This window comes from Leclercia sp. EC_58 (assembly GCF_019584355.1).
Classification (GTDB): domain Bacteria; phylum Pseudomonadota; class Gammaproteobacteria; order Enterobacterales; family Enterobacteriaceae; genus Enterobacter.
On the sequence record NZ_VDAM01000001.1, the window covers coordinates 4,067,519 to 4,080,753 of the forward strand.

The following is a 13,235-nucleotide window of genomic DNA, read 5'->3' on the forward strand; positions in this document are numbered from 1 at the left end:
ATTCGGACAATTCCAGACAGTCTTTCATATTTCCTCCATTTTTCCGCTCAATTGCCTCACTAAACTAGTATTATTTTCCGCACTGTTTCAGGACGAGAACATATAACGATGAAAGGCCGCAATAAATCCCGCTGGGTAATCGCCGCTGGCATCATTGTGGTGGCCCTTGCCGCCGCGTGGTACTGGCATCAACACGCTTCGGCTCCTGCCGGTGCATCCAGCCAGGCGCAGCGCCCGGCAGGCGGTGGACGCCACGGGATGCGCGGCGGTGCGCTGGCGCCAGTGCAGGCCGCCACCGCGGTCAGTAAATCCGTACCGCGTTATCTCTCCGGGCTCGGCACCATTACCGCCGCCAACACCGTCACCGTGCGCAGCCGCGTCGACGGGCAGCTTATCGCCCTGCACTTCCAGGAAGGACAACAAGTAAAGGCTGGCGATCTGCTGGCTGAAGTCGATCCCAGCCAGTTCAAGGTTGCGCTGGCCCAGGCCCAGGGACAGCTGGCCAAAGATCAGGCCACCCTCGCTAATGCCCGCCGGGATCTGGCCCGTTATCAGCAGCTGGTGAAAACCAACCTCGTCTCCCGCCAGGAGCTCGACGCCCAGCAGGCGCTGGTGAGCGAAAGCATGGGGACCATTAAGGCAGACCAGGCCGCCGTCGCCAGCGCGCAGCTCCAGCTCGACTGGAGCCGCATCACCGCCCCTATCGACGGGCGGGTGGGGTTAAAACAGGTGGATATCGGCAACCAGATCTCCAGCGGCGATACCACCGGGATCGTGGTGCTGACTCAGACCCACCCTATCGATCTGGTCTTCACCCTGCCGGAGAGCGATATCGCCACCGTGATCCAGGCACAGAAAGCGGGTAAAAGCTTAACCGTGGAGGCCTGGGATCGGGCCAACAAGCAGAAGCTGAGCGACGGCACCCTGCTGAGCCTCGATAACCAGATCGACACCACCACCGGTACCATCAAGCTGAAAGCGCGCTTCAACAATCAGGACGATGCCCTGTTTCCGAACCAGTTTGTTAACGCCCGCATGCTGGTCGCTACCGAAGAGAATGCGGTGGTGATCCCAACGGCAGCGTTGCAAATGGGTAACGAAGGCAACTTCGTCTGGGTGCTGAACAGTGACAACAAGGTCAGCAAGCACCTGGTGAAACCGGGCATTCAGGACAGCCAGAGCGTGGTGATTGCCGCCGGACTGTCGGCAGGCGACCGCGTGGTGACCGACGGCATCGACCGTCTGACCGAAGGGGCCAAAGTGGAGGTGGTGGAAGCCCACGCCGACACCCCTGCCCAGCCGGCCAAACGCGAGCATAAAAAACAGGGAGAGAACGCCTGATGCAGGTGATGCCCCCGAGCTCTACAGGCGGGCCGTCGCGTCTGTTTATCCTGCGCCCTGTCGCCACTACCCTGCTGATGGTGGCGATCCTGCTGGCGGGGATCATTGGCTACCGCTTCCTGCCGGTCTCCGCCCTGCCGGAAGTGGATTACCCCACCATCCAGGTGCTGACGCTCTACCCTGGCGCCAGCCCGGATGTCGTCACTTCCGCCATCACCGCCCCGCTGGAGCGCCAGTTTGGTCAGATGTCGGGCCTGAAGCAGATGTCCTCCCAAAGCTCCGGCGGCGCGTCGGTGGTGACGTTACAGTTCCAGCTTAGCCTGTCGCTGGATGTCGCCGAGCAGGAGGTGCAGGCCGCCATTAATGCCGCCACTAACCTGCTGCCGTCCGACCTGCCTAACCCGCCGGTCTACAGCAAGGTGAACCCGGCGGATCCGCCGATCATGACCCTCGCCGTCACCTCCTCCGCCATGCCGATGACCCAGGTGGAAGATATGGTGGAAACCCGCGTGGCGCAGAAGATCTCCCAGGTCTCCGGCGTCGGGCTGGTGACCCTCTCCGGTGGCCAGCGCCCGGCGGTTCGCGTGAAGCTCAACGCCCAGGCGATCGCCTCCCTCGGGCTGACCAGCGAAACCATCCGCACCGCCATCAGCAACGCCAACGTCAACTCGGCGAAAGGCTCCCTCGATGGCCCGACCCGGGCGGTGACCCTCTCCGCCAACGACCAGATGCAGTCCGCCGATGAGTATCGTCAGCTGATTGTCGCTTACCAGAACGGGGCAGCGATCCGCTTAGGGGATGTCGCCACCGTCGAGCAGGGGGCAGAAAACAGCTGGCTTGGGGCGTGGGCCAACAAGCAGCAGGCGATTGTGATGAACGTCCAGCGCCAGCCGGGGGCCAACATCATTGATACCGCGGACAGCATTCGCGCCATGCTACCCACCCTTATCGACAGCCTGCCAAAATCGGTGAGCGTTAAGGTGCTGTCGGATCGCACCACCAACATTCGCGCCTCGGTCAGTGACACCCAGTTTGAGCTGATGCTGGCGATTGCGCTGGTGGTGATGATCATCTACCTGTTTCTGCGCAACGTTCCGGCGACTATCATTCCGGCAGTGGCGGTACCGCTGTCGCTGGTGGGTACTTTCGCCGTCATGGTGTTCCTCGACTTCTCGATCAACAACCTGACGCTGATGGCCCTGACCATTGCCACCGGCTTTGTGGTGGATGACGCCATCGTGGTGATCGAGAACATCTCCCGCTATATCGAAAAAGGCGAAAAGCCGCTGGCGGCGGCACTAAAAGGGGCCGGTGAGATCGGCTTTACCATCATCTCGCTGACCTTCTCGCTGATTGCGGTACTGATCCCGCTGCTGTTTATGGGCGATATCGTTGGGCGTCTGTTCCGGGAGTTTGCGGTGACCCTGGCGGTGGCGATTTTAATCTCGGCGGTGGTGTCGCTCACCCTGACGCCGATGATGTGCGCCCGCATGCTGAGCCATGAATCCCTGCGCAAGCAGAACCGCTTCTCCCGCGCCTCGGAGCGGATGTTCGAGCGGATTATTGCCGCTTACGGACGCCTGCTGGCCAAAGTGCTGAACCATCCGTGGGCGACCCTAAGCGTGGCGCTGGGTACCCTGGCGTTAAGCGTGCTGCTGTGGGTGATGATCCCGAAAGGCTTCTTCCCAATTCAGGATAACGGCATCATTCAGGGTACATTGCAGGCGCCGCAGTCGGTTTCGTTCGCCAGCATGGCCCAGCGCCAGCAGGCGGTTTCCGAGGTGATCATGAAAGATCCGGCGGTAGAGAGCCTGACCGCGTTTGTCGGCGTCGATGGTACTAACCCGTCCCTCAACAGCGCCCGCCTGCAGATCAACCTCAAGCCGCTGGACGATCGTGACGATCGGGTCAATACGGTGATCGACCGACTGCAAAATGCAGTGGCGAAGGTGCCTGGCGTGGAACTCTACCTGCAGCCGACGCAGGATCTGACCATCGACACCACGGTGAGCCGCACCCAGTATCAGTTCACTCTACAGGCCACCAGCCTCGATGCTCTCAGCACCTGGGTGCCGCAGCTGGTGGATGAGCTCCAGCAGCTGCCGCAGCTCTCCGACGTCAGCAGCGACTGGCAGGACAAAGGCCTGGCGGCATATATCAACGTCGATCGCGACAGCGCCAGCCGGCTGGGCATTAGCATGGCGGATGTGGATAACGCCCTGTACAACGCCTTCGGCCAGCGCCTGATCTCCACCATCTATACCCAGGCTAACCAGTACCGGGTGGTGCTGGAGCACGATACCCGGCAGACGCCGGGTCTGGCAGGGCTGGATTCGGTGCGCCTGACCAGTAAAGATGGCGGGATTGTGCCCCTGAATGCAATTGCCAAAGTGGAAGAGCGCTTTACGCCGCTGGCGGTGAACCATCTGGATCAGTTCCCCTCCACCACCATCTCGTTTAACGTGCCGGACGATTACTCGCTGGGCGAAGCAATTCAGGCCATTACCGATACGGAAAAACGTCTCAGCTTCCCGACCGATATCCAGACCCACTTCCAGGGCAGTACGCTGGCGTTCCAGGCGGCACTCGGGAGTACCATCTGGCTGATCGTGGCCGCGGTGGTGGCGATGTACATCGTGCTGGGGGTGCTGTATGAGAGCTTTATTCACCCCATCACCATCCTCTCGACCCTGCCCACCGCGGGCGTGGGTGCGTTGCTGGCGCTGATGCTGGCGGGCAGCGAGCTGGATGTGATTGCCATCATCGGCATTATCCTGTTGATAGGCATCGTCAAGAAGAACGCCATCATGATGATCGACTTTGCCCTCGCCGCCGAGCGCGAGCAGGGCATGCCGCCGCGGGAGGCGATCTATCAGGCCTGTCTGCTGCGTTTCCGTCCGATCCTGATGACCACCCTCGCCGCGCTGCTTGGTGCCCTGCCGCTGATGCTCAGCACCGGGGTCGGGGCCGAACTGCGCCGTCCGTTAGGGATTGGCATGGTGGGCGGTCTGCTGGTGAGCCAGGTGTTAACCCTGTTTACCACGCCGGTGATCTACCTGCTCTTTGACCGCCTGGCCCTGTGGAGCAAAAGCCGTTTCCCGAAACGTGAAGAAGAGGAGGCGTAAGTGAAGTTTTTCGCCCTCTTCATTTACCGCCCGGTGGCGACGATTTTAATCTCTATCGCCATCACCCTCTGCGGCGTGCTCGGCTTCCGGCTGCTGCCGGTGGCCCCGCTGCCGCAGGTGGATTTCCCGGTGATCATGGTCAGCGCCTCGCTCCCCGGTGCCTCCCCGGAAACGATGGCCTCGTCGGTGGCTACGCCACTGGAGCGCTCGCTGGGGCGCATTGCCGGGGTCAACGAGATGACCTCCAGCAGCTCCCTCGGCAGCACGCGCATCATTCTGGAATTTAACTTTAACCGCGATATCAACGGCGCGGCGCGTGACGTGCAGGCAGCGATCAACGCCGCGCAAAGCCTGCTCCCGAGCGGCATGCCGAGCCGTCCGACCTACCGCAAAGCCAACCCGTCCGATGCGCCGATCATGATCCTGACGCTCACCTCGGACACTTACTCCCAGGGGCAGCTGTACGATTTCGCCTCCACCCAGCTGGCGCAGACCATCGCCCAGATCGAAGGCGTGGGCGATGTGGACGTCGGCGGCAGCTCCCTGCCCGCGGTGCGCGTGGGGCTGAACCCGCAGGCGCTGTTTAACCAGGGCGTCTCGCTGGATGACGTGCGCAGCGCCATCAGCAACGCCAACGTGCGCAGGCCGCAAGGGTCGGTGGAGGATGGCAGCCGCCGCTGGCAGATCCAGACCAATGACGAGCTGAAGACCGCGGCGGAATATCAGCCCTTAATCATCCACTACAACAATGGCGCGGCGGTGCGCTTAAGCGACGTGGCGAGCATCACCGACTCGGTGCAGGACGTGCGCAACGCCGGGATGACCAACGCCAAACCGGCGATTTTGCTGATGATCCGCAAGCTGCCGGAAGCCAACATCATCGAGACGGTGAACAGCATTCGCGCCCGTCTGCCGGAGCTGCAGGAGACCATTCCGGCGGCCATCGATCTGCAGATTGCCCAGGATCGCTCCCCCACCATTCGCGCCTCGCTCGAAGAGGTGGAGCAAACGCTGATTATCTCAGTGGCGCTGGTGATCCTGGTGGTATTTCTCTTCCTGCGCTCCGGGCGCGCCACGCTGATCCCGGCGGTGGCGGTCCCGGTGTCGCTGATTGGCACCTTCGCCGCCATGTACCTGTGCGGCTTTAGCCTCAACAATTTGTCCCTGATGGCCCTGACCATCGCCACCGGCTTTGTAGTGGATGACGCCATCGTGGTGCTGGAGAACATCTCCCGCCACCTCGAAGCGGGGATGAAGCCGCTGCAGGCGGCGTTGCAAGGCTCGCGTGAGGTGGGCTTTACGGTGCTCTCCATGAGCCTCTCCCTGGTGGCGGTGTTCCTGCCCCTGCTGCTGATGGACGGGCTGCCGGGGCGTCTGTTACGGGAGTTTGCGGTCACGCTGTCGGTGGCGATCGGTATATCGCTGCTGGTGTCGCTGACGCTCACGCCGATGATGTGCGGCTGGATGCTGAAACGCAGCCCACCGACGTCGCAGCCGCGCAAACGGGGCTTTGGCCGGATGCTGATGGCGTTGCAGTCGGGCTACGGTAAATCGCTGAAGTGGGTGCTGAACCACACCCTGATCGTCGGGCTGGTGCTGATCGGCACCATCGCCCTCAACGTCTGGATGTATATCACCATTCCGAAAACTTTCTTCCCGGAGCAGGACACCGGGGTGCTGATGGGGGGCATCCAGGCTGACCAGAGCATCTCCTTCCAGGCGATGCGCGGCAAGTTGCAGGATTTCATGAAGATCATCCGCGAAGACAAAGCCGTGGATAACGTCACCGGCTTTACCGGCGGCTCGCGGGTCAACAGCGGGATGATGTTTATTACCCTCAAGCCCCGCGAGGAGCGTAATGAAACCGCGCAGCAGGTGATCGACCGCCTCAGGGGCGCGCTTTCGAAAGAGCCGGGAGCGAATATGTTCCTGGTGGCGGTGCAGGATATCCGCGTGGGCGGGCGTCAGTCGAATGCCAGCTATCAGTACACCCTGCTGTCGGACGATCTTGCGGCCCTCAGAGAGTGGGAGCCTAAGATCCGCAAGGCGCTGGCAGCGCTGCCGGAGCTGGCGGACGTTAACTCCGACCAACAGGACAACGGCGCGGAGATGGCCCTGATCTACGATCGCGAAACCATGTCCCGGCTGGGCATTGACGTCAGCGCCGCCAACAGCCTGCTGAATAACGCCTTCGGCCAGCGGCAGATCTCCACCATCTATCAGCCGATGAACCAGTACAAGGTGGTGATGGAGGTCGATCCCCGCTATACCCAGGACATCAGCGCCCTGGATAAGATGTTTGTGATTAATAACGACGGCAAGGCGATCCCGCTCTCCTACTTTGCCCGCTGGCAGCCTTCGAACGCGCCGCTGTCGGTCAACCATCAGGGGCTGTCGGCAGCCTCTACCGTGTCGTTTAACCTGCCAACCGGGAAATCCCTCTCGGAAGCCAGCGACGCTATCAACCGCGCCATGACCCAGCTTGGCGTGCCGTCCACCGTGCGCGGCAGCTTTGCCGGCACCGCCCAGGTGTTCCAGGAGACTATGAACTCGCAGGTGATCCTGATTCTGGCGGCGATCGCCACGGTCTATATCGTGCTTGGGGTGCTCTATGAGAGCTACGTCCATCCGCTGACCATTCTCTCCACCCTACCCTCGGCGGGCGTGGGCGCGTTACTGGCGCTGGAGCTGTTTGGCGCCCCGTTCAGCCTGATTGCGTTGATCGGTATTATGCTGTTAATCGGCATCGTGAAGAAAAACGCCATCATGATGGTCGACTTTGCCCTGGAAGCGCAGCGCAACGGCAACATGACGCCGCAGGAGGCGATCTTCCAGGCCTGCCTGCTGCGTTTTCGCCCGATTATGATGACCACCCTGGCGGCGCTGTTCGGCGCTCTGCCGCTGGTGATCTCCAGCGGGGATGGCGCGGAGCTGCGCCAGCCGCTGGGGATCACCATTGTCGGCGGGCTGGTGATGAGCCAGCTGCTGACGCTCTACACCACCCCGGTGGTCTATCTGTTCTTTGATCGCTTACGGGTGCGTTTTTCACGTAAACAGAAAGAGACGGTAAATGGCTAATGACGGATCTCCCCGCTAACGTTCGCTGGCAGCTGTGGATTGTCGCCTTCGGCTTCTTTATGCAGTCGCTGGATACGACGATCGTCAACACCGCCCTCCCCTCCATGGCGAAAAGCCTGGGGGAGAGCCCGCTGCATATGCATATGGTGATTGTCGCCTACGTGCTGACGGTGGCCGTGATGCTGCCCGCCAGCGGCTGGCTGGCGGACAAAGTGGGGGTGCGCAATATCTTCTTTACCGCCATTGTGCTCTTTACCGCAGGCTCCCTGTTCTGCGCCCGGGCGGAGACGCTCAACGAGCTGGTGATGGCCCGGGTGCTACAGGGCGTCGGCGGCGCGATGATGGTGCCGGTGGGCAGGCTGACGGTGATGAAGATCGTCCCGCGCGAGCAGTATATGGCGGCGATGACCTTCGTGACCCTTCCCGGCCAGGTGGGGCCGCTGCTGGGTCCGGCCCTTGGCGGGGTGCTGGTGGAATACGCCTCCTGGCACTGGATCTTCCTGATTAACCTGCCGGTGGGCATTATCGGGGCGATTGCCACCCTGATGTTAATGCCGAATTACAAAATGCAGACCCGGCGTTTCGATCTGGGGGGCTTTTTCCTGCTGGCGGCGGGAATGGCGACCCTGACCCTGGCGCTGGACGGGCAAAAGGGGCTTGGGATCTCCTCCCTGGCCCTCGCCGGGCTGGTGACCATCGGTGTGGTGTCGTTTCTCTGGTATCTGTGGCACGCCCGGGGCAACGACCGGGCGTTATTCAGCCTGACGCTGTTTCAGAACACCACCTACCGGTTGGGGCTGCTCGGCAGCCTGGCCGGACGCATCGGCAGCGGCATGCTGCCGTTTATGACCCCGGTCTTTTTGCAGATTGGCCTCGGCTTTTCGCCGTTCCACGCCGGGCTGATGATGATCCCGATGGTGCTCGGCAGCATGGGTATAAAGCGCATTGTCGTGCAGGTGGTGAACTACTTCGGTTATCGCCGGGTGCTGGTCGCCTCCACCCTGGGGCTGGCGCTGGTGAGCCTGCTGTTTATGGGCGTTGCGCTGCTGGGCTGGTACTACGTTCTGCCGCTGGTGCTGTTCTGCCAGGGGATGATCAACTCCATCCGCTTCTCCTCCATGAACACCCTGACCCTGAAAGATCTGCCCGATGAGCAGGCGAGCAGCGGCAACAGCCTGCTGTCGATGATCATGCAGCTGTCAATGAGCGTGGGCGTGACGATTGCCGGGCTGCTGCTGGGCATGTACGGGCAGCATCAGCTCACCGCCGACAGCCCCGTTGTCCATCAGGTGTTCCTCTATACCTACCTGAGCATGGCGTTGATTATCGCCCTGCCGGCCTTTATTTTCGCCCGGGTTCCGGATGATACCAGCAAGAATGTCGTCATCAGGCGGCGCAAAAGGAGTGAACGATGAAGTTCTGGCGACCGGGTATCACCGGCAAGCTATTTCTGGCCATTTTCGCCACCTGTATGGTCCTGCTGATCACCATGCACTGGGCAGTGCGGGTCAGCTTTGAGCGCGGCTTTATTGACTACATCAAACACGGTAACGAGCAGCGTCTGCAGGGTTTGAGCGATGCCCTGGCCGAGCAGTACGCCCTGCACGGCAACTGGCGTTTTTTACGCAACAATGACCGCTTTGTCTTTCAGATCCTGCGCTCGCTGGAGCACGACACTGACGACGATCGCCCCGGCCCCGGCCCCGGCATGCCGCCCCACGGCTGGCGCACCCAGTTCTGGGTGATCGACCAGGAGATGCGGGTGCTGGTCGGCCCGCGGGCTCCGGTGCCGCCGGACGGCACGAAGCGGGCCATCACCGTCAACGGCGCGGCCGTCGGCTGGGTGATCGCCTCCCCGGTCGAGCGGCTGACGCGCAATACCGACATCAATTTTGATCGACAGCAGCGTCAGACCAGCTGGCTGATTGTCGCCCTCTCCACCCTGCTGGCGGCGCTGGCGACCTTCCCGCTGGCGCGTGGCCTGCTGGCTCCGGTTAAACGGCTGGTGGAGGGGACGCATCAACTGGCTGCGGGCGATTTTACCACCCGGGTGGATACCCGCAGCCAGGACGAGCTGGGCAAGCTGGCGCAGGACTTCAACCAGCTCGCCAGTACGCTTGAGAAGAACCAGCAGATGCGCCGGGATTTTATGGCTGATATTTCCCACGAGCTGCGTACCCCGCTGGCGGTGCTGCGCGGCGAACTGGAGGCGATTCAGGATGGTGTACGCAAGTTTACCCCGGAATCGGTCGCCTCTTTACAGGCGGAAGTGGGCACCCTCACTAAACTGGTAGAGGATCTGCATCAGCTGTCGATGTCCGACGAAGGGGCGCTGGCCTACCAGAAAGCGCCGGTGGATGTGATCAACATTCTGGAAGTCGCCAGCGGCGCCTTCCGGGAACGCTTTGCCAGCCGCGACCTGCGCATTGAGCTTTCGCTGCCGGAGAACGCGGTGGTGTTTGGCGATCGCGATCGGTTGATGCAACTGTTCAACAACCTGCTGGAAAACAGCCTGCGCTATACCGATGCGGGCGGCGCGCTGCGTATTTCCGGCAAATGTGAAGGTCACCGTTTTGCGCTGACCTTCGCCGACACCGCGCCCGGCGTCTCTGACGACCAGCTCAACAAGCTGTTTGAACGTTTTTATCGCACCGAAGGTTCCCGCAACCGCGCCAGCGGCGGCTCCGGGCTGGGGCTGGCGATCTGCGTGAACATCGTTGAAGCCCACGGCGGCACCCTCCGCGCCGCCCATTCGCCTTTTGGCGGGGTTAGCATTACAGTAGAGCTACCGCTGGAACGCGATTTATCGAGAGAAGTATGACTGAATTACCCATTGACGAAAACACACCCCGCATCCTGATTGTGGAGGATGAGCCTAAACTTGGGCAGTTATTAATCGACTATCTGCGGGCGGCGAGCTATGCCCCGTCGCTTATCAGCCACGGCGATCAGGTCCTGCCGTATGTACGCCAGACCCCGCCGGATCTGATCCTGCTCGACCTGATGCTGCCCGGCACCGACGGCCTGACCCTGTGCCGCGAAATCCGCCGCTTCTCTGAAGTGCCGATTGTGATGGTGACCGCCAAAATCGAAGAGATTGACCGCCTGCTGGGGCTGGAAATTGGCGCCGATGATTACATCTGCAAGCCCTACAGCCCGCGCGAAGTGGTGGCCCGGGTGAAAACCATTCTGCGCCGCTGCAAACCGCAGCGCGAGCTGCAGGCGCTGGATGCCGAAAGCCCGTTAATCATCGACGAAGGCCGTTTCCAGGCCAGCTGGCGTAGCAAGATGCTGGATCTGACGCCCGCGGAATTTCGTCTGCTGAAAACCCTGTCGCACGAGCCGGGCAAAGTGTTCTCCCGCGAACAGCTGCTGAACCACCTGTACGATGACTACCGGGTGGTGACCGACCGCACTATCGACAGCCATATCAAAAATCTGCGCCGCAAGCTCGAAGCGCTGGATGCCGACCAGTCATTTATTCGCGCAGTGTATGGCGTGGGTTATCGCTGGGAAGCGGATGCGTGCCGGATTGGCGGATGAAGGGGAAAAATGTTACCCGCTGCGGCGGGTAATGGCATCAGACAGCCTCAGCTGCCCCATGTGCCGTAATGATATAACCCTGCTTTTGCCAGTGCTCCAGCTGCTGGCGCTGTGCGTCCGATAAGGTTTTACCCGCCCAGACGAGGATATGTTGTCCGGGGAAGAACTCCGGGTGAGGTAACTCAAGAGGTTCAGCAAAGACGTTGATGCGCCAACCCCGTTGCGAAAGGCGCCACGCCTCCAGCCACAAACGGGTACGATCCTCCACACCCCAGCCAATCAGTAACGCATCCCTGCCCGCTTTGGTGCGCGATTCGGTCAGGCTGCTCACCGCCTGCTCAATCAGGATACCGTCCAACAGGCTGCCCATGGCGCGCGCGGTGGCGTGATCAAGACTGAGCGTTTCCCGCACGGGGATAAACACATGATCGACCAACGCATCTACTGAGTGGTGCTGACAAAATACCGCGATCTGCGCGCGTGATTTTGCCGGGCTGACCTGGCGCAGCGTGCCAATCATCTCTTCCTGCAGCACACGCCAGTCTCCCGGCTCGGCGGGTTTATCCCCATCAAGGAGGGCTTTAACCTTACCAACCGGTACGCCACGTTCAATCCAGCGCTTGATCTCCTCAATGCGCTGTAGATCGTCGTCATCAAATTGACGATGTCCACCTTCACTGCGCTGCGGTTTGAGCAGGCCATACCGGCGCTGCCATGCCCGCAGGGTGACGGGGTTGATGCCGCAGCGTTCTGCGACATCGCCTATACTGTAAAAGGCCATCGCTTCCTCATACATGATCGATATATTCATTGTTCAAGGTAACGAATCTCACCGGGCTGTACAACTCGTTATATTGTACAACAGAATTGTATCATTGCCCGGTGAAGGCTAGCGCTAAATCTCCTCGCGCGGCTCAGGCCACGAAACTGGCGGGATGCCGGCCAGTTCAGGGTGAGCAAACAGATGCCCCTGGAACTGCGAAACGCCGGCAGATTCGAGCCACATCCACTCTTCTGGCAGCTCCACACCCACCGCGGAGATCAATATTTCCAAAGCTGTACAACATTTGATAATCGCGAGCACGATCGCCTGCCGTGGACCACTCTTGTGCACGTCGCGGATCAGGTCCCGGTTGATCTTAATCCGGTCTGGCTGGAACTGCGCCAGCAGCAACAGGCCGGCAAACCCTCCACCGAAGTGGTCGATCGCCACGCCGATGCCCGCCGCTTTTAACTCCCGCACCGCACCGGTAAACGCATCCAGACGGGAGATGACTTCATGCTCGGTGAACTCCACCACAATCTGCTCGGGCACCAGCCCGTGAACCTCTATCTCCTGAATGAGATAGCTGACGGCGTTGGGGATATTGACCAACGTCATCGGTAAAAGGTTCACTGACAGGCTCTGTTCCCCCAGCCCCAGTGCGCTTGCCATCGCAAAGGCGACGCTTTTGCTTTTAAGATCAGCTTCGTAGATGGCATCTTCCTCCAGCCCCGCAAACCAGTGCTGGGTAGAGCCCCCTTCCGGGGTGCGGACCAGAGCTTCAAGGGAGACAATTTCACGAGCCAGCGGATCGATAATCGGCTGGAAGGCGAAGTTGCACGAGTCACTGTAACGCCCCGACAGAGCACGTTCGCTGGGCGCCCCGGTGTCCGGGACAAAGACCCAGTGATCCCCTGACGGTAGCTCAAAGTAGTTCTCTTTCTCACTCTCTTCGACGAAGGTTCTGAAGAAGTGCAGTGCCCTGTCGTTATAGGTCATCTGGTACTTTGTGGTGCCCTTATCCAGGACGTTTTGCAGCACCTCGTGGCGGTCATAGTGCCGTAAATCAAACAGTTCCATGCCGTATTTACCGAAACGTCGGGCGGGGGAATAATCGCACAACAGTTCCACCACGTTGTGGTGACGCGGATCCTCACAAATCGCGCCGTAAATGGCTCTTACATTCTCCTCAGGTCCTTCGAGCAGCTGAAAAAAGAGCTTGCCAGTAAACAGAAGAATCCCGCTAACGCCGGCTTCTCTGTTTTTTACATTTGCTGCAACAACCATGTCTTCCAGCATAGTAACCGGTACGTCGTCACGAAGGTGACTACGGTAAATGATGGTAGTGAGCATAGGGTTTCCAATAAGAGGAGGTGAATGAATGT

At 60.6% G+C, this 13,235-nt stretch carries 8 protein-coding genes; 6 read left to right on the forward strand and 2 right to left on the reverse strand.

Annotated elements, in window-relative coordinates; genetic code table 11:
• Nucleotides 1–108 precede the first annotated feature (108 nt).
• Genes FHC51_RS19915 through baeR form a run of 6 tightly spaced genes read left to right on the forward strand, consistent with a single transcriptional unit; the run spans nucleotide 109 to nucleotide 11,087 of the window.
• Nucleotides 109–1,341, forward strand: a complete 1,233-nt coding sequence (locus FHC51_RS19915) for an MdtA/MuxA family multidrug efflux RND transporter periplasmic adaptor subunit (protein WP_103825069.1) — start codon at nucleotides 109–111, stop codon at nucleotides 1,339–1,341.
• Nucleotides 1,341–4,466, forward strand: a complete 3,126-nt coding sequence (locus FHC51_RS19920; RefSeq protein WP_220436422.1) for an MdtB/MuxB family multidrug efflux RND transporter permease subunit — start codon at nucleotides 1,341–1,343, stop codon at nucleotides 4,464–4,466. Before FHC51_RS19915 ends, FHC51_RS19920 begins: the two co-directional genes overlap by 1 nt.
• On the forward strand, nucleotides 4,467–7,544 hold the full coding sequence (gene mdtC / locus FHC51_RS19925; RefSeq protein WP_220436423.1) for a multidrug efflux RND transporter permease subunit MdtC: 3,078 nt from the start codon (nucleotides 4,467–4,469) through the stop codon (nucleotides 7,542–7,544).
• A complete protein-coding gene (locus FHC51_RS19930; protein ID WP_220436424.1) occupies nucleotides 7,544–8,959 on the forward strand; it encodes an MFS transporter in 1,416 nt (471 codons plus the stop codon). The genes mdtC and FHC51_RS19930 overlap by 1 nt, the downstream gene beginning before the upstream one ends.
• A complete protein-coding gene (baeS, locus tag FHC51_RS19935; protein WP_220436425.1) occupies nucleotides 8,956–10,365 on the forward strand; it encodes a two-component system sensor histidine kinase BaeS in 1,410 nt (469 codons plus the stop codon). The genes FHC51_RS19930 and baeS overlap by 4 nt, the downstream gene beginning before the upstream one ends.
• Entirely contained in the window at nucleotides 10,362–11,087 is a 726-nt protein-coding gene (gene baeR / locus FHC51_RS19940; protein ID WP_114314493.1) for a two-component system response regulator BaeR, read from the forward strand. Before baeS ends, baeR begins: the two co-directional genes overlap by 4 nt.
• A 37-nt stretch (nucleotides 11,088–11,124) precedes the next feature.
• Here the strand turns inward: baeR and FHC51_RS19945 are convergent, their stop codons facing one another.
• Together FHC51_RS19945 and FHC51_RS19950 are read right to left on the reverse strand one after the other, a co-directional pair.
• Nucleotides 11,125–11,868 carry a MerR family transcriptional regulator gene (locus tag FHC51_RS19945; RefSeq protein WP_103825100.1) on the reverse strand — a complete coding sequence of 248 codons (744 nt, stop codon included), beginning with the start codon at nucleotides 11,866–11,868 and terminating at the stop codon, nucleotides 11,125–11,127.
• Nucleotides 11,869–11,982: 114 nt separating this feature from the next.
• Nucleotides 11,983–13,203, reverse strand: coding sequence for a diguanylate phosphodiesterase (locus FHC51_RS19950; protein ID WP_220436426.1), 1,221 nt, complete (start codon nucleotides 13,201–13,203; stop codon nucleotides 11,983–11,985).
• Nucleotides 13,204–13,235 lie beyond the last annotated feature (32 nt).